Raw genomic sequence first — 24,126 nt, forward strand, 5'->3', positions numbered from 1 at the left:
AAGGAGAGAAACAATGGCTATCCCTACCGAGAAACCCTCTTACGGTCCGCTTGATGGCGTGAAGGTGGTCTATGCCGCTGTTGAGCTGGCTTGTCCCAAGGCCGCCGACCTCATGGCCGACTGGGGCGCGGACGTCACCTGGCTCGAGAACACCGGCGCCGGCGACACCATTCGCGACACGGCCTATATCAAGCAGGCCGAGCGCCGCAACCAGCGTTCCGTGGCTCTGAACTACTTCTCTGAGGAGGGTCGCGAGATATTCCTCAACATGATCCGCGACGCTGACATCTTCATGGAGGCGTCGAAGGGAGGCACGTGGGCTCGCAAGGGGCTGACCGACGAGGTGCTGTGGGCCGTGAACCCGAAGCTCGTCATCGTGCACGTGTCCGGCTTCGGCCAGACGGGCGATCCCAAGATGGTCAAGCGCGCGGCCTATGATCTGACGGTTATGGCCTATGCCGGGATCATCATGCAGAACGGTACCGAGGAGCAGCCGATGCTGCCGGGGCCCTATGCCGGCGACTACTTCAACACGCTCATGATCGCAAGCTCGGCTCTGGCCGCCCTGTACAAGGCTGAGAAGTCGGGGAAGGGCGAGTCCATCGATTTGGCTATGTACGAGACGCTTTTGGCTATCGGCCAGTACTACCTCGTGGACTACTTGAACGAGGGCATCAAGTGGCCTCGCCCCGGTGCGCGCAACCAGAATCTCTGCGGCATTGGCGAGTTCGCCTGTAAGGACGGCTTCTTGGGCGTGTGCCTTTATGGCGTCGACCAGAACAAGTATTTCCTCGAGACCATCGGCCTGGGGCATCTGTGGGGCATGCCGGAGATTCCCGAGGACACGAGCGGGCTGTGGCTGTCGAATCCCCACGCCGAGGAGATCCAGCGCGCCTTCGAGGAGTATTGCCTGGCCCATTCCAAGTACGAGATCGAAGAGGACTTCGCCGCCCATCGCATTGCCGCTCAGGTCATCAACGACATGGAGGATTTGGTCGAGGAGGAGCACCTGCGCCTGCGCGACACCTGGGTCGATTGGGAGACGGCCGACGGGGAGACCTTCCATGGGCTTGGCGTCTTCCCGAAGTTCCAGAACAACCCCGGTCGCATTTGGCGCCCCATGCCCGCCCAGGGCGGCGACACGGTGGACGTGCTGACCAAGCTCGGCTACAGCGATGAGCAGATTGCCCGATTCGCGGCTGATGGCATTGTGAAGTGTGCTGAGTAGCCGTGCCGTCCGCGCGAGCGCATCGCGTCAACTATGCGCAGGGAAGGCCCGCTGGGGAAGGGCGGGCCTTCCTCCCACTGACAAGTTCGAGGGAAGGAACGAACGCCATGGCGACCGTCGTAGGCAATGAGAATCTCCGCGATTTGTGGAACGAGCTGTCCGCAAGCCGCGGCGATCATCTTTTTCTGACCTGCGAGAATCGGGCCGGCCACCGTCGCTCGTTCACCTACGGCGAGTTCGACTGTCTGGTGAACCGCATGGCCAACTTCCTTTTGGCCGTCGGTGTGAGGCAAGGCGACAACGTGGCCATCCAGCTGTACAACTCGCCGGAGTACGTGTCGGCCACCTTCGCCTTGGCGAAGATCGGCGCGGTGGCGGTGCCCATCAACATGCAGCTCGTCTTCGACGAGTGCGCCTTCCAATTCGACCGCTGCGGCATCCACACGGTTATCTGCGAGCCGGACTGCCTCGGCTATTACTTCGCCGAGGCCGCGCCCCCGTGCCCGAACAACACCTGCGAGGAGCGCCGCATCTATCCCATGGAGCGGGTGCTCGTCGCCCACAGCGGCGGAGAGGGACTCGTCGCGGCCGCCGTGGACTTCGACGCCGGCGTGGGCGCGTGCGGCGATGCGCTGGACGATCCGTGTGCGTTGGACGGCCAGGACACGGCCATGATCATCTTTACCTCCGGCACCACCTCGTGCCCCAAGGGCGTGGAGATCACCCATGCGAACATGCTCTTCGCCGGCTACTACGGAGACTGGCAATGCGCCTTAGGGCCCGATGACCGGATGCTCACCACCATGCCCGCCTTCCACTCGAACTTCCAGCTGGCGGCGCTCATGCCCGTGCTCACGGCGGGCGCCAGCCTCGTCGTGCTGGAGAAGTACAGCGCGCGCAACTTTTGGCGCCAGGTGCGCGAGCATGGCGCCACGGCCATCCAAATGGTGGCGATGATGGCCCGCACGCTCATGATGCAGCCCGTCGATGCCGCCGAGCGCGAGCACCGCGTCCGGTCGGTGCAGTACTACCTGCCCATCGGCGATGAGGAGAAGGAGGCTTTCGAGCGGCGCTTCTCCGTGCGCCTGCAGAATTGCTACGGCGCGACGGAGTCCATCTGCTGGGCGCTCACCGACTTGCCCTATGGCCCGCGCCGCTGGCCGAGCGTGGGGCGCGCGGGGCTTGGCTACGAGGTGGAGATCCTGGACGAGGCGGGACGTCCCGTGGCACCCGGTGCGGTGGGGGAGATCGCCGTGAGGGGAATTCCCGGCATCAGCCTCATGAAGGGCTACTACGACGATCCCGAGGCCACGGCGAGAACCGTGAATGGGGAGGGCTGGTACCTCAGCGGCGACAAAGGCTACCGCGATGAGGAAGGCTGGTTCTATTTCGTCGATCGAAAATGCAACATGATCAAGCGAGGCGGTGAGAACGTGTCGGCCACCGAGGTGGAAGACGCGCTCTTGATGCACCCGGCCGTAGCCGAATGCGCCGTCATCGGCGTGGACGACCCGGTGCGCGACCAGGCGGTGAAGGCCTTTGTCGTTTTGCACGAGGGGCATACGGCCGCCATTGAGGAGATCACGCACTTCGTTGCCTGCCGTCTGGCCGATTTCAAGGTGCCCACCATCATGGAGATCGTAGAGCGCCTGCCCCATACCAGTGTCGGGAAAGTGGAGAAGAAGCTGCTCTGCGCGCTTGACTAGACCAGAGAAATCCATTGGCAAAAGGAGGATTCAGCATGGCCATCTCAACGGAAATCGTCGGCAGGACGTTCGGCCCGTTCGTTCGGGACTACACCTTCAAGGACTTGGAGATCTGCGCGCTCGGCTGCGGCGCCGGCTGGGACGGAAAGACCGATCTGGAGTACATGAACGAGCACGATGCCGAGAACCCGCGGCTTAAGGTGCTGCCCATCTTCGGCGTGCCGCTGACGGTGAACGAGGAGATGACGACCACGCTGGATTACGGCTTCGATTACAGCGGCTCGCTGCACTATGGAATCGACGCCTATTTCCATGCGCCCTTCAAGATGAACGATCATGTGGAGACCTATGTCGTGCAGGAGGCCATCTGGGATCGCGGGGAGGGCCGCGGGTCGCTCTCCAAACAGGTGGGGAAGTCCTATTCCGCCGACGGCGTGCATCTGTGCACCGTGGAGACCTACGACTGCTGCATCTACGACGGGGGCTTCGGCGGCGAGAGGCCCCCGAAGGACGTCGTCGAGTATCCCGACCGCGAGCCGGATCTCACCTACGAGGAGGTGTGCGGCTATCAGTGGCCCCTCATCTACCGGTTCATGGGCGACTGGCACCAGCAGCACATCGATTGGGCCTACACAGAGCAGACCGGGCTGGCGCGCCCCATCAACCACGGCGTCTGCACGGCCGGCATCGCCATGCGCCACCTCATCGCGCTGCTCATTCCCGGACAGCCCGAGCGCCTGCGCCGCTTCAAGTGCCGCTTCACTTCTCCGGTGCTGCCGGGCACGCGCCTTTGCACCCAGGTATGGAAGGTGGGCGAGGGCGAGGCCCGCTTCTGCATGGTAAACGCTGATGAGCCCGAGGCCAAGCCGTATCTGAGCGCCTGTCTCGCCGAATGGGAATAGGAGGGCTGTCGTGGCAGGCGATGTGAAGGCGATGACGCAGGTGGCGAGCCCTCCCGTCCCGGCGGCTGCGAAGGAGATCAGCAGGGATGTGGCCCGCAAGGTGCGCCAAACGGCGAAGAGGACCATGGACGACGTGGCCATGACGCCGTTTCTGCGCAAGATCACCTTCTTCTCCTCGGGCGGCTCTTTTCTGGACGGATACGTGCTGTCGCTCATCGGCGTCGCACTCACTCAGATCGTGCCGGCGTTCGGGCTGACCGAGGACTGGAGCGCCGCCATCGGCGCCTCGGTGCTCGTCGGCATTTTCGCGGGGACCATCGCCGGGGGCTACCTCACCGACATCATCGGTCGCAAGAAGATGTTCATCATCGACCTGGTAGCGATCGGGCTGTTCTCACTTCTGAGCGTATTCGTTGCCGAGGCCTGGCAGCTCGTGGCCGCCCGCTTCTTCATCGGCGTGTTCGTAGGCGCCGATTATCCCATCGCGACTTCGCTCATTGCCGAGTTCACGCCCAAGGAACATCGGTCGATCTCCATGGGCATGGTGTCGGCGGCGTGGTATCTGGGAGCCACCGTGGCCGCAGTGGTGGGCTATGGGCTCTACGGTATGGAAGACGGATGGAAATGGATGCTCGGCAGCGCCGTGGTACCCTGCGTGGTGCTGCTCATCGGGCGGCACGACATTCCCGAATCGCCTCTGTGGCTGGCAAGCAAGGGGCGCGTTGCCGAGGCTCGAGCCGTGATGGACCGTGTGTTCGGTCCCGATGTGGAGCTTGCTCCCGCGAAGCCGGCAGACAAGACGCCGCTGGCAACGCTGATGCGCGGCGAGTATCTCAAGCGCATGGTGTTTCTTGGGGTGTTCATCCTGTGCCAGGTGGTGCCCATGTATGCCATCTACACCTTCGGACCTGAGATCATGACCGCCTTCGGGCTGGGGGAGGGCCATGAGGCCATTTTGGGCGAGAGCGCTGTGAGCCTGTTCTTCCTCGTTGGATCCATTCCGGCCATGTTCTGGCTAAATTCCATGGGGCGACGCCCCTTGCTGCTCATGAGCTTCGCGCTCATGGCGGTGGGACTGCTCGTGCTGGGCCTGTGGCCCACGGCGTCGGTGGCGGTGATCATCCTCGCCTTCGGGTTGTACGCATTCTTTAGCGGTGGCCCGGGTATTTTGCAATGGCTGTATCCCAACGAGCTGTTTCCCACTGAGGTGCGCGCGACGGCCGTCGGCATTGCTATCGGATTCTCGCGCATCGGCACTATCGCGGCCACCTATGGGACACCTTTGGCCTTGACTGCCTGGGGTGTGGGCCCGGTGATGCTTGTGGCGGCGGGGCTCGCGCTGCTGGGGCTTGTGCTGTCATACTTCATGGCTCCCGAGACCCGGGGCAAGTCCCTCGCCGAGACGAGCGGCATCGCCGATAGATAGAGCGTTGGTTCTCAGGGTTCCAGCTATCGGCAGAAGATCTTAAATTTCGAGAATGGAAGAGCCCGTCTGAGTGACGGGCTCTTCCTGCTTATGCGGAGCTTCGGCAGCATGGGAGAAAGACCCCCCCTTGGTGTATGGCGATCTTGCCGCACGGATTCGAGACAGGGTTTAGGACGCGTAGTTTGGGAAGTAAGGAGCGTCAGTCTCTAAGCGGCAGAAGAGCCCGCCTCGGTGGCGGGCTCTTCATGTGCTGAATGCTTATGAGGCGGTTCGCCTAGCGGCCGGTCCAGTGGGGGGTGCGCTTCTCGACGAAGGCGGCCGGACCCTCGATGCCGTCGTCGGTCTTCTCCAGGAAGCGGTAGGCCGCATCGGAGAAGCGCATGGCGTCCTCCTCGGACATCTGGTCGGCGGCATGCACGATGAACTTCGTCCATTTCAGGGCCAGAGGCGCGTTCTTCAGGCACTCCTCGGCCAGCTCGATGGCGCGGTCGAGCACCTCCTCGGCGGGCACCACGTAGTTGATGAGGCCGAGGGCCTTCGCCTCGGGGGCCTTGATCTTCTTGCCGGTGAGCAGAAGCTCCATGCAGTCCTTGCGGTTGATGTCGCGGGCGAGGCGCACGATGCCGCCGGTGGAGGCGATGATGCCGAGCCCCACCTCGGTGCAGCCGAACTTCGCGTTCTCGGCGGCTACCACCATGTCGCAGGAAAGCGCGATCTCCATGCCTCCGCCGGCCGCCGAGCCGTTGCAGGCGCAGATGACCGGCTTGGAGCACAAACGCGCAGTGAGGCCACCGAAGCCGTGCTCGGTGACCGTCTGGCACTCGCCGCCCTCGGAGAGCTCGGAGAGATCCTCGCCGGCGCAGAACACCTTGCCGGTGCCGGTCACGACGATGGCGCGCACCGCTTTGTCGGTCTCGGCGTGGTTCATGATGTTCTCCATGGCCGCGGAGGTCACGCCGTTCAGGGCGTTGGCCACCTCGGGGCGGTTGATGCGGATGATGAGCAGGCCGTCATCGCGCAGCTCGGATACGACGGTGTCGGTGCCAAAGTAGTCAACCATTGGTTCCTCCTAGATTCTTGGTAACTGATTGCCAGACGATGCGTCCCTCGCATCAAAATCTATGGTAGGCGGGGCGGCTTCCGGGGGCATCGCAAGGGGCGCGGTATATGGGGAATACCCAGCTTGAGGGGCATCACTACATTTTGAGTAACGATGCTTTCACGGGGTTTTGGCGATGACGGCCAAAGCGAGCCGCGGCACTATGGCACCAACGGAGCGCCATCGGCTGCAGCGAGGTGCTCCGCTTGAAACGAACCGATACGTGAGAGAAGTTCTTAAAGAGAAAGGTGCAGAAGTGAAGATCGCAGTGGCATTCAAGGTGGTTCCCGACGATCAGGACATCCAGGTGGCCTCCGATGGCACCCTGGACTTCTCCAAGGCGAAGGGGACGGTGTCGACCTACGATTTGAACGCGCTCGAGGCGGCGGCCCAGCTGGCTGCTGCCAACCCCGGCTCCACGGTGACCGCCGTGACGGTGGGGGCGGCCTCCATCGACGACTCCAAGCTGAAGAAGAACGTGCTCGCCCGCGGGGTCGACGATCTGGTCATGGTCGCCGACGACGCGCTGACCGCTCTTGATACCGCCGGCACGGCCGAGGAGCTGGCCGCGGTCGTGGGCGAGGGGGACTTCGATCTCATCCTGTGCGGCGACGGCTCTGCCGATGAATATGCCCAGCAGGTCGATGTCCAGCTGGCTGCCCGTCTTGAAGTTCCTTCCGTGAACGCGGTGACGGCCATCAAGGTCGAGGGCGACTCGATGGTCGTCGAGCGCACGCTCGAGGACGTGGTGGAGGAAGTGGAGGTTCCGCTGCCGGCCGTCATCGCCGTGACGCCCGATGTCGCCACGCCGCGCATCCCCGGCATGAAGGACATTCTGGCGGCCGGCAAGAAGCCCATGGATGTGAAGGGCGCTCCCGTAGCTCCCGTGAGCGCCGTCGAGGTCGTCTCCTGTGCGGCTCCCGAGGCCGCCGAGCGCGCCTGCAACGTGGCTGACGCTTCCGCCGACGGCGCCATCGAGGCGTTTGCCGCGGCGCTCAAGGCGGCCCTGTAGGCGTCCCTCCCCACACTTCGAATTCCACGACCCGATAAGGAGACATGAACATGAAAGCACTGGTTATTGCCGAGCATCCCGAGGCCGCCCGCGAGCTGGCAGCCGGCGCCCGCACTCTCGCCGACGAGGTGGCGCTCGTAGTCTTCGGCGAGGCCCCGGAGAACGTCGCCGATGCCGCCTATATCGTCGAGGTGCCCGAGGGCGCCGTGGCCGACGATGCCTACCTCACCATTCAATCCGTCTACGAGAAAGAGCAGCCCGCTGTGGTGCTGGCCGAGCCGACCCGCCATGTGAAGTCGGTGCTGGGACGTTTGGCCGCCGCTGCAGGGGCCGCCGCCATCACTGATGTGACGGCCTTCGAGGACGGGGGCGCTCTGAGCCTCTACTTCGGCGGCGTGGGCGAGCGCGTGCGCAAGGCCGCGGGAGACGTGGCCTTCTACACGGTGGCCCCTGGCACCTTCGCCGACGTCGAGCCTGCGGGCAGCGCCGTGGCCGAGACCGTGGCCTGGATCGCCCCGGCCCGTCCGCTGCGCCTGGTGTCCTCCCGCGAGCGCGAGAAGGGCGGCACCGACCTGTTCAAGGCCGAGGCCGTCGTGGCCTGCGGCCGCGGGTTCGCCGAGGAATCCGAGCTTGAATTGGCCCGCGCTCTGGCCGACAAGATCGACGGCGGCGTGGCCTGCTCCCGTCCCTTGACCGAAGGCGTCGACTGGATGCCCCAGAGCACCTACGTGGGCGTCTCCGGCCTCACGCTCACGCCGAAGGTGTATGTGGCCTGCGGTATCTCCGGCCAGATGCAGCACATGGTGGGCTGCAACCGCTCCGGCGCCGTGTTCGCCATCAACAAGGACAAGAACGCCCCCGTCTTCAAGCAATGCGACTGGGGTCTGGTGGGCGACATCAAAGACGTGCTGCCGGCCCTGACGGCGGCCCTGTAGGCCTTATCGATCAAGGGTGGGAGGCGCCGGCGCGGCCATGGTCGCCGGCCTGCCGCCCTTGGGATCGAGTGAGAATCTGAAAGGAGAGAAGCGTGTCTGACGCAGATTTCGACATCATCGTCGTCGGCAGCGGGTGCGCGGGCGCGGTGGCGGCCTACGTGGCGGCCTCGGCCGGCAAGAGCGTGCTCGTGGTGGAGCGCGGCAACTACGCCGGCGCCAAGAACATGACGGGCGGGCGCATCTACAGCCATTCGCTGAAGGAGGTGTTCCCCGACTTCGAGTCCGAGGCGCCCCTGGAGCGCAAGATCACCCACGAGCGCATCGCCATGCTGAACAGCGACTCGGAGATGACCATCGACTTCACGAGCCCCGTGCTCGCCGAGGAGGGCAAGGACTCCTACTCGGTGCTGCGCGGCCCCTTCGACCAGTGGCTGGCCGAGAAGGCCGAGGACGCCGGCGCCGAGTACATCTGCGGCATCGCCGTGGAGGAGCTTTTGAAGGACGAGTCCGGCAAGGTCGTCGGCATCCGCGCCGGCGAGGACGAGATCACATCGCAGGTCGTCATCGTGGCCGAGGGCGTGAACACGCTCCTGTCCGAGCGCTGCCTCGGCAACGCCCGTCCCGCGCCCCATCAGATGGCCGTCGGCATCAAGGAGGTGTTCGAGCTGCCCGCAGGCGTGATCGAGGACCGGTTCCTTCTGCCCGAGGGCGAGGGCGCCGCGATGCTGTTCGTCGGCGACTGCACCCACGGCAAGGTGGGCGGGGGCTTCCTGTACACCAACAGGGACTCCATCTCGCTGGGGCTCGTGGCCACCATCTCCACGGCGGCCGGCGGCGGAAACGACACCCCGGTCTACCAGATGCTGGAGGACTTCGAGGGCCATCCGGCGGTGGCGCCCATCATCCGGGGAGCCAAGATGGTCGAGCACTCCGGGCACATGGTGCCCGAGGGCGGCTACGACATGGTGCCCCAGTACGTGTTCGACGGGGCGCTCGTGGCCGGCGAGGCGGCCGGCCTCTGCATGAACATGGGCTACCAGGTGCGCGGCATGGACTTCGCCGTGGCGAGCGGGCGCATGGCCGCCGAGGCGGCCGTCGAGGCCATCGACGCGGGGGATGTGAGCGCGGCGGGGCTTTCCGGCTATAAGCGCCGCATGGAGGACTCCTTCGTCATCAAGGACCTCGCGACCTTCCGCAAGTGGCCCCACGTCTTGGAGGGGTGGGACGCGATGTTCAACGACTACCCGACCATGGCGGCCGAGGTGTTCAACGCCATGTTCAGCGTGGACGGGCGCCCGCAGGAGCCCCTGCGCCGCCGCATCATACCCATTATCAAAAAGCGCGGGCTTTTCAAGACCGCCAACGAGGTAAGGAAGGCGGTGAGCGCACTGTGAGCCAGATCGCACCGATTACCGTGAACGTCGACGAGCTGATCGCCGTGAACAAGTACGAGGTGGACGAGGAGAACGCCCACATCGAGCTTGTGGAGGATCCGGACATCGAGGAGTTCAAGAAGCTCGTGCGGGTGTGCCCGGCCGCCCTCTACAAGATCGGCGAGGACGGCGCGACGAGCTTCGACTACGCCGGCTGCCTGGAGTGCGGCACCTGCCGCATCGCCTGCGAGGGCACCATCGTGAGGAGGTGGGAGAACCCCCGGCCCACCATGGGCGTGGAGTACCGCTTCGGGTAGGCCGGTTCCATCGTCTTGTCCTGACCGATCCCGTAGGGGGCGACCTTGGTCGCCCCTCCTCAAGCGAATTTAACTTACCAGGGGAGGGCTGACCAAGGTCAGCCCCTACGGGGAAATCGGATCTAGCAATCGTCTTCATGCAAAAGGCCCTGCGATTTGCGTCGCAGGGCCTTGCTCGTGAAGGGGGATGGCTGCCGTTCGGTGCTTACAGATCGGTGCCGGCGATCCAGTCGAGGGCGGGGTATTCCACGACGCCGTCGTGGCGCTCCAGCTCGCGGGCGATGGTGATGCGCTGGATGGTGGGGGAGCCCTCCTCCAGCCACAGCGCCCGGCAGTCGCGGTAGAGGCGCTCGGTGGGGCCGTAGGGGGAGTCCTCGAAGTAGCCGTCGCCGCCGAAGATCTCCAGCATCTCGTCGGAGACCTTCTTCACCGCTTCGATGGAGAACAGCTTGCACATGGCCGCCTTTTCGGCGATGTAGGGGTTGTGCGGGTCGCGGTCGTAGTCCTCGGCGAAGTCGATGATCATGCAGCGCAGGGCGTGGGTGGCCGTGGCCATGTCGGCCAGCTTCATCTTGATGGCCTGGCGCGTGTTGATGGTCTTACCGAAGGTCACGCGGTCGCGCGCCCGGGCCAGCGACATCTCCAGCATGCGCTGGCACATGCCGAGGTTCGAGTCGGCGATGTGCACGCGGGAGATGGCCAGCGAGTGCATGGCCACTTCCATGCCCTGGCCTTCCTTGCCGAGCAGGTACTTCGGCTCGAGCTTCACGTCGGTCATCTTGAAGCCGGCGTGCCCCGCGCCGCGACAGCCCATCATGTGCGGCATGTCCACGAGCTCGAAGCCCTCGGCATCCATGGGCACGAAGAAGGCGGAGAGGCGCTCGTCGCCCTCCTTGTCGGGGTCGGTCACGGCGATGACGTAGGCGAACTGGGCCACGTCGGTGTGAGAGATGAGCCACTTCTCGCCGTTCAGAATGTAATTCCCATCCGCGTCCTTCACGGCGGTGGTGTGCACGTCGGCGCCGGTGCCGCCGGTCTGCTCGGTGAGCGCGAAGCAGGTGAAGATGGTCTTGTCGGCGAACTTGTCCATGTAGGCGGCCTTCAGCTCGTCGCAACCGTAGTCGTCCAGGATGCGCCAGTTCAGGTCGGCGGCGTAGTGCAGGTGCATGCGCATGCCGCCCGGGCCCCGGGAGAACTCCTCCTGCACCTGCAGGATCTCCTTCTCGGTGAAGCCCCATCCGCCGTACTCCTCGGGCAGCGCGTAGCGGTACAGGTTGTTCTCGCGGGCCAGGTCGATGAACTCCTGCGGGAACTTGTTGGTGACCTCCACCTCGCGCTGCATCTCCTCGAAGGGGCCTTCCGCCAGCTCGCGGCAGGTCTTCAGGAAATCGCGGAACTCCTCGTCGGTCAACTTGCCCATAAAGCCTCCTCGTGATCGTGTGCCCGTGCCGTCGCGCGCGGGCGCGTATACCCTGGTGAACAGTTTGACAGCCCGTCTTGAGGTTCGTCCAATAGAAACCGCCCGAAAATTTCCAATGGAAAATAGGCAAAAGCTATGGAAGGGGCCTACTTCTACAAATTGCGCCGCATCTGGGCTTCCTTGATCTCGTTTTCAAGGGAGCTGTGGATGATGTTTGCGAAAGGTCCCGCCTGACCGCCGATGGACTCGACGCCGCGGGCGTCGCAGCGGCGGATGTAGTAGTAGAGGAAGGCACAGGTGTAGAACTCGGCCAGAAAGTCGATGTTGTCCTTCGGCAGGTAGCGGTTGGACAAAATGATGTCGATGTCCCGCTTCATGGCCTCAAGGTACAGTGCGTACAGGTAGTTGCGCAGCGAGTAGGGGCCGTTGTCCACGAGCGCCTGGCGGTAGAAGTTGCGGCGCCCCTCCAGCACCTCGGCGAAGCACTGGAAGAACTCTGCGTGGTCGAGCGAGCGCACGCCGGACTTCTGGGTAATATAGTAGGGGAATCGCGAGGTGGGATCCTCCGGGTTATCGTCGTAGAGGAGTACCGACTCGGAGAAGTGCTGCTTTAGGCACTGGCCCATGTCGTAGCGGAAGATCCAGATGATGAGGCGGTCCTTGTTCTCGAAGTGGTAGTAGAAGGTCTTGCGGTTCTTCCCCGTGCGCTCGACGATATCGCTGATGGACACCTTGCGCAGGGGCATCTCGTCGCACAGCTCCACGAAGGCGTCGGAGATGAGCAACATGGTGGAAAGCGCGTTCATGGGTTCCTCCTTCGATTCTCTTCCGTTTCGCTCATTATAGGATCTTTCGAAGAAATATGGGACAGATAAATCAAAATGTGCAATGGAAATGCCGATGACTCGGTTAGTTGCGCCTATTTAACGGGGTCAAAACGGCCACTTATGCGGCAAATGCCTATGGATGATGAAGATTTGCCTATGAAGTACTACACAGATAGATAAATCTGTCCATCGTAAAGCAAAACAATCTCCGTAGAATAAGAGTCACGAGGAGACTTCAGCTCGGTCGGCGCTTCGAAAGGCGGACAAAGCAAGTCAAATTGGGTAGAGATTTCCAAATGCGAGGATCATGAGAAGGCAACATGGTCAAAAGCTTGAAATCATACCTAATACCCTTGAAACCTGTGGGGAAGTAATTGAAAGGAGTTTAGCCGTGGCGAAGTACCAGAAACTGGTGGAGCCGTTTAAGATCGGCAATGTCGAGCTGCGCAACCGTTTCGTGATGCTGCCGATGACCATCGAGAAGGTGGACAACTACCACGTGACCGACGACTTGGTGGACTTTTACGAGCAGCGCGCAAAGGGCCATGCCGGTTTGATCGAGATCGGGTCGTGCTACGTGTGCGACTGCTTCGGCACCGAGCCGAAGTACCACACGACCACCGGCGCCTGCGGATGCTGGGACGATGAGTTCATCCCCGGCTTCCAGCGCATCGCCGAGGTGTGCCACAAGCACGGATCCAAGGTTGCCGCCCAGCTGCAGCTGTGCTACGAGTGGCGCGCCTCTGGCGACGATCCGCTTTTGTCCTACGCTCCTTCCAAGGACGTGCCCTCCGGCCCGTTCGTGGGCATGCCCGAGCGCGAGTACACCAAAGAGGAGATCGCCGAGGTCGTCAAGCAGTACGGCCAGGCCGCCCGCCGTTGCAAGGATGCCGGCATCGACATCATCGAGATCCACGCGGGCATCGGCTACATGGTGATGCGCTTCCTTTCCAAGTACTCCAACCACCGTACCGACGAGTACGGCGGATCGGCCGAGAACCGCGCCCGCTTCCTCTGCGAGATCATCGACGAGATTCACAAGACCTGCGGCGATGACATGCCGATTCTCGTGCGCATCTCTGCCGACGACCTCATGCCCGACGGCAACCGCATCGCCGACACCCTCGAGCTCATCCCGATCATCGAGGCCCACGGCGTTGACGCCTGGTCCGTGCAGGCCGGCTTCCACGAGGCGCCCCGCCCCGTGGCCAACCAGATCGTGCCCGAGGGCGAGTTCATCGACCTCGCGAAGCAGGTGAAGACCGTGACCAGCAAGCCCGTCTTCCCCGGCACCCGCATCAACACGCTCGACATGTGCGAGAAGGTCGTCACCGAGGGCTACGGCGACGCGGTGGGCATGGCGCGCCAGTTCATCGCCGATCCCGACACCGCCCGCAAGGTGGAGGAGGGCCGTCCGGAGCAGGTGCGTCCCTGCATCGTGTGCTCCCGCTGCCTGGACAACATCTTCATCGGCAAGCCCTGCCAGTGCTCGGTGAACGCGAACGTGTGGGAGGGCGTGGAAGTGGGCCTGCCCCAGGACAAGCCCGCCACCGAGAAGCAGCACATCGCCGTCGTGGGCGCCGGCCCGGGCGGCCTGGAGGCGGCCCGCGTGGCGGCCGAGCGCGGGCACAAGGTGACCGTGCTTGAGAAGTCCGACAAGCTCGCCGGCCTGCTGACCATGGCCCAGGTGCTCAACGCCAACATCGAGCCTCTGGTGTCCTACTGGAACGAGGAGATGAAGCTTCATCCCAACATCGAGATCAAGCTGAACACCAAGGTCGACGTGGACACCCTGCGCGCCCTGAACCCCGACCAGGTCATCGTCTCGCCCGGCGGCGGCATCATCCCCATCGACGTGCCCGGCATCGACGGCAAGAACGTCGTGAAGTCCGAGGACATCAAGGCCATGTGCAACGGCATCGTGCCCGAGGGCAAGGGCATGATCTGGAAGGCGGCCGTGGCGGCCATCAAGGCCCAGGGCGGCACCGTCGGGTTCATGCGCATGGGCCTGAACATGAAGAGCGGCCCGACCGCCATCGTGGGCAAGCGCGTGGTGGTCGTGGGCGGCGGCTTCGCCGGCCTGGAAGTGGCCGAGGCCATGTGCGACGGCCGCGAGATCTGGGTGATCGATCCGGCCAAGAAGCTTGGCAACGGCATCGGCATCATCGACAAGAACCCCACCATCAACCTGCTCAAGAAGAAGGGCGTGCACCTGATGCCCCTCACCGAGCTCATCGAGGTGACCAAGAAGGGCGCCAAGGTGAAGAACGTCGAAACCGGCGAGGAGCAGCTTATCGAGTGCGACACCGTGCTGACCTCCCTCGGCGTGGAGCAGAACACCGATCTGTACGACGAGATCGTGAAGGTGTGGCCGCACGCCAAGCTCATCGGCGACGCCACCACCCCCGACGGCAAGGTGTACCGCACCCTCGAGGCCGTCAAGGGCGGTTACCAGGCCTCCATGGCCATCTAAATCGGGCTTATCCCCGGTTGCGGGCGCCGTGTTCAAACGGCGCGGCGCCCGCTCTCTCAATTTGGTTCAAACGCGCAGGCGTTTTGAATAAAGGCAACGTTCCTTAAAGGAGGAAGAAATGGATTTCAGCTATTCCCAGCAGCAGCTCGAGATCAAGCGCGGCATTCGCGAGTGGGGCAAGAAGCACCTGACCGAGGAGGCCATCGCCGCCGGCTATAAGAACCGCGGCATCGCCCCCGAGATCGCCAAGGCGTGGGTCGACGACGGTTGGGGAATGTACGGCCTGCCCGAGGAGTACGGTGGAAAGCCCGTCGACCATCAGACCATGGCCATGATCATCGAAGAGCTGAACCACTGCGGCGGCAACATCCCCATGGCTCCCAACCTGCTCATCATGTTCGACATGGTCGAGTTCGGCACCCCGGAGCAGATCCAGTACGCCATCGACTACTACAAGGAGAACGGCTACCCGCCGTACTGCCTGGCCATCTCCGAGCCCGAGGCCGGCTCCGCCAACCAGTGGATGACCACCACCGCCACCAAGGACGCCGATGGCAAGATCCACATCAACGGCACGAAGACCTGGGTGACCTCCGGCGAGAATTCCGACGGCTTCATCGTGGTGTGCAAGGACGAGGACCCCTCCGCCGAGAACAAGGAGATGTCCATGTACCTGGTGCCCGCCAACTCCAAGGGCGTCACCATCGAGCCGCTGAACAAGATCGGCATGCAGATCATGCCCTTCTCCAAGATCATCTTCGACGACGTCGTGGTTGACGAGTCCGCTCTGCTCGGCATCAAGGGCAAGGGCTTCCTGCAGCTCATGAAGAACTTCGAGTGGGAGCGCTGCGTGCTTCTGGCGGAGCTGCTCGGCGAGGCCCAGGCCGCCATGGACGACGCCTGCGCTTGGGTTAACGAGCGTCAGCAGTTCGGCAAGGGCATCAAGACCTTCCAGCTCGTGCAGGAGCACATCGTCGAGATGCAGATCGCTCTGACCAACACCCGTAACTTCCTGTACCGCACCTGCTGGAAGATGGACAACGGCATTCCGGTGAACAACGACGCCGCCATGCTGAAGCGCTACGGCGCCCCGGCGCTCACCGACGTGTGCTCCCGCGCCCTGCAGCTCATGGGCGGCCTCGGCTTCACCGACGAGACCCGCGTCTCCCGCCTCATGCTCGACTGCCGCGGCTTCCAGATCGGTGGCGGCACCGTCGAGATCATGGTGCACATCTCCGGCCGTGGCATCCTCAAGGAGTACGCCAAGGCTGCCGAGGATCCGGATTACCTCTGGACCATCTAAATCGCTCCTGCGATACAACTCGGATGGAAGGGACCTGCGCATGCGGGTCCTTTTTTTGCTTGGAATCGACCTGGGGGAAGCGCTCCGGAAGGTGCTGCTCGCCGCCCGCTGCGCGCTTTTTCCTCCTGCGAACGCGGCAAAAGAAATAGCGAAGATGACGCACATCAGTCGGTACCGTCCCGGCATCGTTGCTGCTGAAGTGGAAGCTATTTCTTAACGGCCGCGTTCTCCGGAGGGCGCGCAGAGGTCGGCGAGCAGCACCTTCCGGAGCGCGTGCAGGGGGCGGTGAGCGACGTCTCCTGGAGGCGCGCAGAGGTCGTCGATCAACATCTTCCGGAGCGCGCGCAGAGGGCGGCGAGCAGCATCCCGAGTGCTTTGAACCAGTGAAATGAGATGCAGAAAAAGGGCACCTGTCGGTGCCCTTTAAGGTTCGTGAGGTCGATTACTGCTGGTCAGCGGAAGGGGTGGACTTCGCCTTCTTGCGGGTGCGGCGGCCGTGGCAGGTCATGCCGATTTTGCGGATGGTGCAGGTGCGCACGTTGTGGCAGTAGGCGCAGCCGCGGCGCTTCTTCTGGGTCTCGTTGTACAGGCCGATGACGCCCCAGGTGCTCCAGCGATCCGACGGCGTGCCGTCCTCGGCGGCGGTGAGCCCCAAGCGCTTCTCGGTTTGGGTGAAGAAGGCGAGCGTCGTGTTCATGGTGAGGGGGAAGTCCTCGACGCCGGTCTCCAGGGTGCTGCCCCGGTGCAGCCCGCGCTCGTGGGCGTCGTCGGCCACGGCCTCGGCCAGCTTGTCAGCAGCCAGGGAGGCCATGGCCTCCAGGCAGGCGTCGAAGAGCAGGGCGTCCATGTCGCTTCTTACGAGGCGCTCCCGCAGGCGGGCGATCTCCTCGTCGGTGCCCACGGTGGAGACCACCATGGCCGTGTGCTCCGCCTCGCTCATGCGCTCGTAGGCGGCGCTGCCGTAGAGGACCGCGAGCGTGCCCACGAGCTTGATAGCCGGCTCGGTGTACTTCGGCGGCAGGGTGCAGATGGCGGGATTGAACAGCTTGTAGACCCCGCGCGGATGCAGCTCGGCGCTCATGGCGTCCGCCATGGCACAGATGGAGTCGGCGAGCATGGGATCGTCGGAGAGCTCGGCGTCGAGGAAAGCCTCGACGACGGCAGGGTCGATCCGCTCGACGGAGCAGTCGATTTCATGGATGACGTGTACTTGCATGGCCGCCTCGATTCTTCCAATGATTCAAGCGGTATCTCTTCTCTGGGACTATTCTATCAATGAATCCGATGAATTGGGATGCTATTGGACAAGTATTGGTAAGATTGATCGTATTTCGGACGAATTAATGGGACAGATTTACGAATATGTCTATATAATGCCGCAGCGGTCTTTTCTACAATGGCTCTCGAGCGGTGCGCCGGCCCTTTTTCGAATCCTAGGAGAAGGGGCGCTGCGCATCGTGTAAACTTCCAAGGAGCATCTGGCGCGCCCGTGCGTCGGTGCCGCTACCGTCCGATGCCCCCGCGCGTCGGAGCCAAGTCGTTCGAGCCGCCTTGCGCGGCCGCCGTTAAGAGAAAGGGAGCCGCCGTGAAACGTGCGCTTACCCCCGGCACCTTCGACCCCATCACCGCCGGACATCTCGACGTTATCAGCCGTGCCGCCCAGCTTGTCGACGAGGTCATCGTTGCCGTGGCTGTCTCTGCGAAGAAAAAGCCGCTCTTCTCCCTCGAGGAGCGAGTGGCCCTTGTGAAGGAGGTCACGCGCGATTTGCCCAACGTGCGCGTCGAGCCTTTCGACGAGCTGCTCGTCGACTTCGCCCGCCGCATGGGCGCCCAGGCCGTGGTGAAGGGATTGCGCGCCATCACCGACTTCGAGTACGAATTCCAGATGACGGCGCTCAACTACCAGCTGGACAAGGAGCTGGAGACGCTGTTCATCATGTCGACGCCGCAGCACATGTACCTGTCGTCTTCCATCGTGCGCGAGATCGCCTCGCTCGGCGGGGATGTGTCCCAGTTCGTGCCGCCCTGCGTGAACGAGGCCCTCGTCAAGCGCTACGCCGAGCTGCACGCGGCCCAGTAGATCCGGTCGCTCGGCCGAGCCGCGCTCTGGCGGCCATTGGTTGCGGGTTGTAGCCGCGCCCTGAGGGACAGAACGTCCCTTATAAGGGCATAAGAACTTCCAATAACTCCCAGAAAGCCCTGATCTGTCCCATTGCGGACGATCGGGGCTTTGTGCATTTTGGGACAGATAGAAAAATACGTCCGTATGGTGCGGACAAAAGCGGGGGAGTAGTGGTGTTGCGCGTAAAGGACCTTCCGTAAAATTACCCTTAAGAGACCGTATACGGGTGAAAGGGATGAGATGAACATCGTCGTTTGCGTGAAGCAGGTGGTGGACACCGAGGCCGTCATAGCGCTTGACGGGGCCGGAGAGGTGGAGCTAACGGGCCAGACCATGGTCATCGATCCCTACAGCGAGTTCGCCGTGGAGCGCGCCGTGCAGCTGAAAGAAGAGCTGGGCGGCACCGTTACCTTGCTGACGCTTGGCTCTCAGGACTGCCTGGCCGCCGTGCGCCACGGGCTGGCCATGGGCGCTGACGCGGCCGTGCTCATCGAGGACGACCAGTGGACGGCCCGCGACGCCGCCCAGGCCGCGGCCCTGCTCGCCGAGGCGGCCTCCACGATGGGCGCCGACCTCGTCATGGGCGGCTGGAAATCCGGCGACACGGCGGCGGCCCAGGTCATGGGGCGCATGGCGGCCATCATGGGGCTTCCCTTGGCGAATATGGCCACGGGTCTTTCCGTGGAAGGCGACGCCATCGTCGCGGAATGCGAGGTGGACGACGGCGTGGAGACCGCGCGCCTTCCTCTGCCGGCCGTCGTGGCCGCCCAGCAGGGGCTGGCCGAGCCGCGCTACCCCTCGGTGCGCGACGTCATGCAGGCGCGGCGACGTGGCGCCGAGGTGCGCCCCGTGGCCGACCTTGCCGCGGCGGCCGAGCCGACAACGGTGACCGTCGTCTCCCGGGAGCTGAAGCCGGGTCGCTCCGGCGGCCGCATCGTGGCGGGAGAGGCGCCCGAGGCCGTGGCCGAGACGGTGCGCCTTCTGGCCGAGGAGGCGAAGGTCCTCTAGCCCGCCGCTCATTCGCTTCCAACGTTCGCGCAGGTTTTAAGAGAAAGGTTTTCTCATGGCTGATATATGGGTAGGGGTCAACGGTGCCGATGAGGCGCTGCGCCAGGTAAATGCCGAGATGCTGGGCGGTGCCCGGGCGCTGGCCGACCAGGCGGGCGCGACGGTTGTCGCCATCGTGTGGGGCGCGTCCGCCGCAGGCCACGCCAAGGCGCTCGCCTCGTGGGGCGCCGACCGCGTTGTGATTGTGGAAAGCGAGGCCGCACCGGCCCCCGAGGCCGTGGCCCGCACGCTGGCCCGGCTGGCCGCCGAGAGCGCCCCGGCCGTGGTATTGCTCGCAGACGGCGCCGAATCTCGCGTGGCGGCCCCTCTTCTGGCCGAGGCCCTGGATGCGCCGCTGTTCTCGGACGTGGTGGATATCGAGGCCGGCGACGAGGTCGTCTTCACGCGCCTGCCCTACACCGCCAAGGTGATCGAGCGCGCAACCGCAGCCGCCCCCACCGTGGTGGCCGCGGTGCGCCCGAAGGCGCTTCCGGTGCCCGAGGCCGACGCCTCCCGCACCGCCGAGGTCGTCGCGGCCCCAGCCGACGCAGCCGACCTCGCCCGCATCGTGCAGTCCGTGGCCCGCGCCGCCTCCGAGCGTGTCGATCTGGCCGAGGCGGACATCGTCGTGGCCGGCGGCCGCGGCTGCAAGGGGCCTGAGGGCTTCGCGGTCATCGAGTCTCTGGCCGATGCCCTGGGGGCCGCCGTGGGCGCCTCGCGCCCGGCCGTGGACGAGGGCTGGGTCGACATCCAGTACCAGGTGGGCCAGACGGGCAAGACCGTGGCGCCCTCGCTGTACATCGCCTGCGGCATTTCCGGCTCCATCCAGCACATGGCCGGCATGGGCGCCTCGAAGTGCGTCGTGGCCATCAACAAGGATCCCGAGGCGGAGATCTTCGCCGGCGCCGACTACGGCATCGTCGCGGATCTCTTCGAGGCGGTGCCGCTGCTGGAGGCCGCCGTCCGCGAGCGCAAATAGGGGAGGTGCGTCATGGGCGAGGTGCCGGCACGCGAGGTTCTGTGGAACATCACGGGCCACTGGCTGATCTACCCCTGCTTCATCGCGGCGCTGGCCGTAGCCGTCGTCTTCTTCGTGCGGCGCTGGCGCCTGTGGAAGATCGGCGAGCCCGAGAATCGCTCCGATAGGCGCGGCGAGCGTCTGCGCGGCGCGGTGCGCGACGCCCTTCTGCAGGTGAAGGTGGCCGAGCGGCGCGGGCCCGGGCTCGTGCACGTGGCCATGTACGTCGCCATGATCATCCTGCTTATCGCCACCGCCACCGTGGCCGCCCAGGCCGATTTGGGGCTCCCTCTCGTCCAAGGCGACTTCTACCTGTACTTCCTCTCGCTCACCGTCGACATCGCCGGCGCCGCCTTTTGCATCGCCATGGTGGCTTGCATCGTGCGTCGCATCGCGAACCGCGCGCTTGACACCAAGCCCGGCGACATCGTCGTTTTGGGCCTGCTGCTGGCCATCGGCCTCACGGGATTCGTGCTGGAGGGCCTGCGCATCGCCGGCACGGGCGATCCCTGGAGCGCCTGGTCGCCGGTGGGGAGCCTCTTCGCAGGGCTCTTCGTCAGCTGGAACCAGGGTCAGATCGAGCTTGCCCACCGCGTGCTGTGGTGGTTCCACATGGCGCTCGCCTTCGCGCTCATCGCCTACTGGACCTATTCCAAGCTCGTTCACGTGCTGCTCGTGCCGGCCGGCGTCTACTGGCGCGATCTGAAACCCAAAGGCGAGCTGCCCTTCATCGACATGGAGGACGAGGGCCTGCTCTCCTTCGGTTGCGGCCGCTTGGAGGAGCTCACGTGGAAGGATCTGTTCGACACCCAGGCCTGCGTGCGCTGCAACCGCTGCCAGGACCTCTGCCCGGCCTTTGCCACGGGCAAGCCCCTAAGCCCCAAGTCTTTCATCCAGGATTTGGGCGCCGAGCTAGAGCAGCGGGGGCCCATAATCTACCGCTTGCAGAAGGAGGCGGCCCTGGAGAAGAACGGCGCGGCCGCCGACGAGGGCGGGAAGGGGGCGAAGGCGGTTCCCGAGCTGCCGGCGTCTGAGGCGCTCCTTGAGAACGCCGATCTCGCCGACGCCGAGCGCGCCATCGTCGATCGCCCGCTCGTGGGCGCGGTCATCGCGCCCGAGACCCTGTGGGCCTGCACCACCTGCGGCGCCTGCATGGAGGCGTGCCCGGCCTTCGTGGAGCACGTGCCGAAGGTGGTGAAGATGCGCACCTACCAGGTGTCCATGGAAAGCGCGTTCCCGCCGGAGGCCCAGGCCACCTTCCGCAACATGGAGAACAACGGCAACCCGTGGGGGCTGGGCTGGCAGACCCGCGCCAAGTGGGCCGAGGGGCTGGATGTGCCCACCATCGCCGAGGCCCCCGATGCCGAGTACCTCTACTGGCCCGGCTGCTCCGGGGCCTTCGACGCACGCAATCGCAAGGTGTCCGCGGCCTTGGTGTCGCTGCTCGCGGAGGCGGGTGTGAGCTTCGCCATCTTGGGCAACGAGGAGAAGTGCTGCGGGGACGCGGCGCGGAGAATGGGCAACGAGTTCGTCTACTTCATGCTGGCCAGCGAGAACATCGCCACGCTTCAGGCCTACGGGGTCAAGAAGATCATCGTGCAGTGCCCCCATTGCTACCAGGCCCTGGCCCGGGACTACCTGCAGCTGGGCGGGCATTTCGAGGTGATCCACCACAGCGAGCTTTTGGCACGGCTCGTGCGCGAGGGGCGCCTGCCCCGCGCGAGAGAGGCGCTCGGGCGCGTGTGCTTCCACGACTCGTGCTATCTGGGCCGCTATCAGGACATCTATGAGGCACCGCGCGAGGTGGTCCGTGCCGCCGGCGGAAGCGTGGCGGAGATGGAGCGCGCCCGCAAGACGAGCTTCTGCTGCGGAGCCGGCGGCGGTCGCATGTGGCTCGAGGAGAGCGCCGGTGCGCGCATCAACGAGGCGCGCTGCGCCCAGGCGCTTGACACCGACCCCGATCTCGTGGCGACTTCGTGCCCGTTCTGTCTGACCATGCTCGCCGATGGTATGGTATCGGCAGATTCCGATGTGCCCGTGAGGGACATCGCCGAGCTGTTGGCAGGAGCGGAAAAATGAGCGAGAGCGCGGGCAAGATGAGGCACGGAGCCGAGAAGACGGCGAAGGCGGTGGGCGCGACGGCTGCGGGCGCGGCGGAGGGACGGCGTGTCCAGAGCATCCGAGAGCCGCTTTCCCCCGGCGCCTACGTGGAGTACTCGGTGGACGATCAGCCTGGTGTGGTGGAACGCGCCCGGGCCTTCCTAGCAGGAGCGCCCGGCGAGTCGGTGGCCCCGCGCATGGCCGCCACGGTTATGCTGGTGAGCGAGGGCAAGCCCCATTATCGTCGTTTCGAGAGCCCGCTTGTGGGGGGAGCGCCCATCGAGGAGACCGTGGATGCGGCTCCGGTGGATGTCTTCATGCTGCGCCGCGCCTCCACCATGGCCTTCACGCCGGACGCCGTGGTGTTTCCCGGCGGCGGCATGGACGTGCGGGATGTGGAATGTGCCGTGCCCTGGGCCGGGCCTTCTCCGGAGCAGTGGGCCTGTCTCATGAGCTGTCCCGTGTCCGTGGCAAAAGGCGTCATTACGGCGGCGGCCCGGGAGGTCTTCGAGGAGAGCGGCGTGCTTCTGGCCTCTACTCCCGACGGAGGCGCGCCCGTCGACGAGCGCGAAGACCATTGGGCTGCCGAACGTGAAGCCGTGGCCACGCGGCGCGTCTCCTTCGGGGAATTCCTTCGCGAGCGGGGGCTCGTGCTGCGCAGTGATCTGATGCGCCTGCGCAGCCATTGGGTCACTCCCGAAAGCGAGGCACGGCGTTACGATACCTATTTCTTCCTGGCGCGGCTGCCCGAGGGGCAGCACGCCGACGGCCGCACGAGCGAGGCCGTGGAGGCGGCCTGGATCGCCCCGGGCGAGGCGCTCATGCGTTTCGATGCAGGGCTGCTCAAGCTCGTGCCCCCGACTATCTCCAATCTCACCTCCATCGTGGCAGCGACCTCGGTGGACGAGGCGTGGAACACTCCCTTCGACGGGCACGTGCGGCCGCATCCGGTGGCGCGGGCGTGCGGCGAGGTGGTGCTCGGCTGCGAGGTGAGCGAGACATGAGTGCGCGCTTCACGCCTCCGGACAACGAGGCCATGGTGGGGCCTTTCGCCCAGTGCGTACGACATCCCAACGCCACGCCGCTCACCTATCACGGCACCAACAGCTGGATTCTCGCCGCTCCGAACGACGGGGCCTGCGTGGTAGTGGATCCGGGTCCCGACGACGCCGCCTGCATCGGGCGCATCGCCGAGGCCTGCGCTCGGCGCGGCCTCACCGTGGCCGCCGTGGCGGTAACCCACGATCATTTCGACCACGCCGAGTGCGCCGAGGAGGCGGGTCGGGTCTTCGGCGCGCCGGTGCTGGGCGTGGCGTCGGGCACGCTGGGCCCTGGGCCCCTTGAATTGCCCGGAGTGTCGCTGGCCATCGAGGTCGTGCCGCTGCCCGGCCACTCCAGCGATTCGGTGGGCTTTCTTGTGGAAGAGGGCGCGCTCGTGGTGACGGGGGATGTGGTGTTCGCCCAGAGCCCCACGATGGTCTGCTGGCCCGACGGGCGCATGGGCGACTATCTGGCGAGTTTGGACGTGCTCGGGCGCCTGGTGGCCGAGCGCGGCGTGGAGCGCCTGCTGACGGGCCACGGGCCGGTGATCGAGAACCCCTCCGAGCGCATCGAGCAGGCGCGCCGTCACCGCCTCCAGCGGCTGCAGCAGGTGGTGTCCGCGGTTCGCAGCGGCATCCCCGCCGATGCCGAGGCCTTAGTGGAGGCTGTGTACAACGACGTGCGGCCCGAGCTGCACGACGGTGCCGTTCGCTCGGTGAACGCCCAGCTGCGCTATGCCTTCGACGAGGGCATTCTGCAGGAGAACCGCTAGCGCCG

General features: G+C 64.8%; 21 protein-coding genes. 17 read left to right on the top strand and 4 right to left on the bottom strand.

From position 1 onward, the window contains the following. Nucleotides 1–13: 13 nt before the first annotated feature. The 4 genes from caiB to ACW4LP_RS09995 all read left to right on the top strand — a co-directional run bounded on the left by caiB (nt 14) and on the right by ACW4LP_RS09995 (nt 5,262). Nucleotides 14–1,228, top strand: a complete 1,215-nt coding sequence (caiB, locus tag ACW4LP_RS09980) for an L-carnitine CoA-transferase (protein ID WP_455803771.1) — start codon at nt 14–16, stop codon at nt 1,226–1,228. A gap of 107 nt (nt 1,229–1,335) precedes the next feature. Then, entirely contained in the window at nt 1,336–2,934 is a 1,599-nt protein-coding gene (caiC, locus tag ACW4LP_RS09985) for a crotonobetaine/carnitine-CoA ligase (protein ID WP_455803772.1), read from the top strand. A 35-nt stretch (nt 2,935–2,969) separates the two neighbouring features. Next, nucleotides 2,970–3,836 (top strand): MaoC/PaaZ C-terminal domain-containing protein, encoded by an 867-nt coding sequence (locus tag ACW4LP_RS09990; protein WP_455803773.1) that lies wholly within the window; start codon nt 2,970–2,972, stop codon nt 3,834–3,836. Nucleotides 3,837–3,846: 10 nt separating this feature from the next. Then, a complete protein-coding gene (locus ACW4LP_RS09995) occupies nt 3,847–5,262 on the top strand; it encodes an MFS transporter (RefSeq protein ID WP_455803774.1) in 1,416 nt (471 codons plus the stop codon). 274 nt (nt 5,263–5,536) lie between these two features. On the opposite strand, the gene ACW4LP_RS10000 is transcribed toward ACW4LP_RS09995, so the two are convergent. Then, on the bottom strand, nt 5,537–6,322 hold the full coding sequence (locus ACW4LP_RS10000) for an enoyl-CoA hydratase/isomerase family protein (RefSeq protein ID WP_412668266.1): 786 nt from the start codon (nt 6,320–6,322) through the stop codon (nt 5,537–5,539). Between the two features lie 295 nt (nt 6,323–6,617). Between ACW4LP_RS10000 and fixA the strand changes: the two genes are divergently transcribed. The 4 genes from fixA (at nt 6,618) to ACW4LP_RS10020 (ending at nt 9,998) form a co-directional block, all read left to right on the top strand. Then, entirely contained in the window at nt 6,618–7,373 is a 756-nt protein-coding gene (fixA, locus tag ACW4LP_RS10005; protein ID WP_455803775.1) for a putative electron transfer flavoprotein FixA, read from the top strand. A gap of 50 nt (nt 7,374–7,423) precedes the next feature. Further along, a complete protein-coding gene (locus ACW4LP_RS10010; RefSeq protein WP_455803776.1) occupies nt 7,424–8,308 on the top strand; it encodes an electron transfer flavoprotein subunit alpha/FixB family protein in 885 nt (294 codons plus the stop codon). 92 nt (nt 8,309–8,400) lie between these two features. Next, a complete protein-coding gene (locus ACW4LP_RS10015) occupies nt 8,401–9,702 on the top strand; it encodes an FAD-dependent oxidoreductase (protein ID WP_455803777.1) in 1,302 nt (433 codons plus the stop codon). Next, a complete protein-coding gene (locus ACW4LP_RS10020) occupies nt 9,699–9,998 on the top strand; it encodes a ferredoxin family protein (protein ID WP_455803778.1) in 300 nt (99 codons plus the stop codon). The genes ACW4LP_RS10015 and ACW4LP_RS10020 overlap by 4 nt, the downstream gene beginning before the upstream one ends. Before the next feature lie 205 nt (nt 9,999–10,203). Here the strand turns inward: ACW4LP_RS10020 and ACW4LP_RS10025 are convergent, their stop codons facing one another. Together ACW4LP_RS10025 and ACW4LP_RS10030 are read right to left on the bottom strand one after the other, a co-directional pair. After that, complete coding sequence (locus ACW4LP_RS10025; protein ID WP_022739790.1) at nt 10,204–11,418, bottom strand: acyl-CoA dehydrogenase family protein; 1,215 nt, start codon at nt 11,416–11,418, stop codon at nt 10,204–10,206. 152 nt (nt 11,419–11,570) lie between these two features. Continuing rightward, a complete protein-coding gene (locus ACW4LP_RS10030) occupies nt 11,571–12,224 on the bottom strand; it encodes a TetR/AcrR family transcriptional regulator C-terminal domain-containing protein (RefSeq protein ID WP_114539148.1) in 654 nt (217 codons plus the stop codon). Nucleotides 12,225–12,636: 412 nt separating this feature from the next. Here ACW4LP_RS10030 and ACW4LP_RS10035 point away from each other — a divergent pair, with 412 nt between their 5' ends. The 3 genes from ACW4LP_RS10035 to ACW4LP_RS10045 all read left to right on the top strand — a co-directional run bounded on the left by ACW4LP_RS10035 (nt 12,637) and on the right by ACW4LP_RS10045 (nt 16,238). Further along, nucleotides 12,637–14,718 (top strand): oxidoreductase, encoded by a 2,082-nt coding sequence (locus tag ACW4LP_RS10035; protein ID WP_114539147.1) that lies wholly within the window; start codon nt 12,637–12,639, stop codon nt 14,716–14,718. Between the two features lie 118 nt (nt 14,719–14,836). Continuing rightward, complete coding sequence (locus ACW4LP_RS10040) at nt 14,837–16,021, top strand: acyl-CoA dehydrogenase family protein (RefSeq protein ID WP_270357644.1); 1,185 nt, start codon at nt 14,837–14,839, stop codon at nt 16,019–16,021. Between the two features lie 40 nt (nt 16,022–16,061). Then, entirely contained in the window at nt 16,062–16,238 is a 177-nt protein-coding gene (locus tag ACW4LP_RS10045; RefSeq protein WP_455803779.1) for a hypothetical protein, read from the top strand. A gap of 225 nt (nt 16,239–16,463) precedes the next feature. Here ACW4LP_RS10045 and ACW4LP_RS10050 read toward each other — a convergent pair whose 3' ends face one another. Next, nucleotides 16,464–17,237 carry a phage tail protein gene (locus ACW4LP_RS10050; protein WP_455803780.1) on the bottom strand — a complete coding sequence of 258 codons (774 nt, stop codon included), beginning with the start codon at nt 17,235–17,237 and terminating at the stop codon, nt 16,464–16,466. A 369-nt stretch (nt 17,238–17,606) separates the two neighbouring features. On the opposite strand from ACW4LP_RS10050, the gene coaD reads away from it, so the two are divergent. The 6 genes from coaD to ACW4LP_RS10080 all read left to right on the top strand — a co-directional run bounded on the left by coaD (nt 17,607) and on the right by ACW4LP_RS10080 (nt 24,121). Beyond that, on the top strand, nt 17,607–18,101 hold the full coding sequence (coaD, locus tag ACW4LP_RS10055; protein ID WP_022739795.1) for a pantetheine-phosphate adenylyltransferase: 495 nt from the start codon (nt 17,607–17,609) through the stop codon (nt 18,099–18,101). A 282-nt stretch (nt 18,102–18,383) separates the two neighbouring features. Then, entirely contained in the window at nt 18,384–19,151 is a 768-nt protein-coding gene (locus ACW4LP_RS10060) for an electron transfer flavoprotein subunit beta/FixA family protein (protein WP_223900866.1), read from the top strand. 55 nt (nt 19,152–19,206) lie between these two features. Continuing rightward, on the top strand, nt 19,207–20,169 hold the full coding sequence (locus ACW4LP_RS10065; RefSeq protein ID WP_455803781.1) for an electron transfer flavoprotein subunit alpha/FixB family protein: 963 nt from the start codon (nt 19,207–19,209) through the stop codon (nt 20,167–20,169). Between the two features lie 12 nt (nt 20,170–20,181). After that, entirely contained in the window at nt 20,182–22,287 is a 2,106-nt protein-coding gene (locus ACW4LP_RS10070; RefSeq protein WP_455803782.1) for a heterodisulfide reductase-related iron-sulfur binding cluster, read from the top strand. Further along, on the top strand, nt 22,284–23,312 hold the full coding sequence (locus tag ACW4LP_RS10075; RefSeq protein ID WP_455803783.1) for an NUDIX hydrolase: 1,029 nt from the start codon (nt 22,284–22,286) through the stop codon (nt 23,310–23,312). The genes ACW4LP_RS10070 and ACW4LP_RS10075 overlap by 4 nt, the downstream gene beginning before the upstream one ends. Further along, nucleotides 23,309–24,121 carry an MBL fold metallo-hydrolase gene (locus tag ACW4LP_RS10080; RefSeq protein ID WP_022739800.1) on the top strand — a complete coding sequence of 271 codons (813 nt, stop codon included), beginning with the start codon at nt 23,309–23,311 and terminating at the stop codon, nt 24,119–24,121. Before ACW4LP_RS10075 ends, ACW4LP_RS10080 begins: the two co-directional genes overlap by 4 nt. Nucleotides 24,122–24,126 lie beyond the last annotated feature (5 nt).

Source organism: Adlercreutzia sp. CNCM I-6215, from assembly GCF_977072315.1.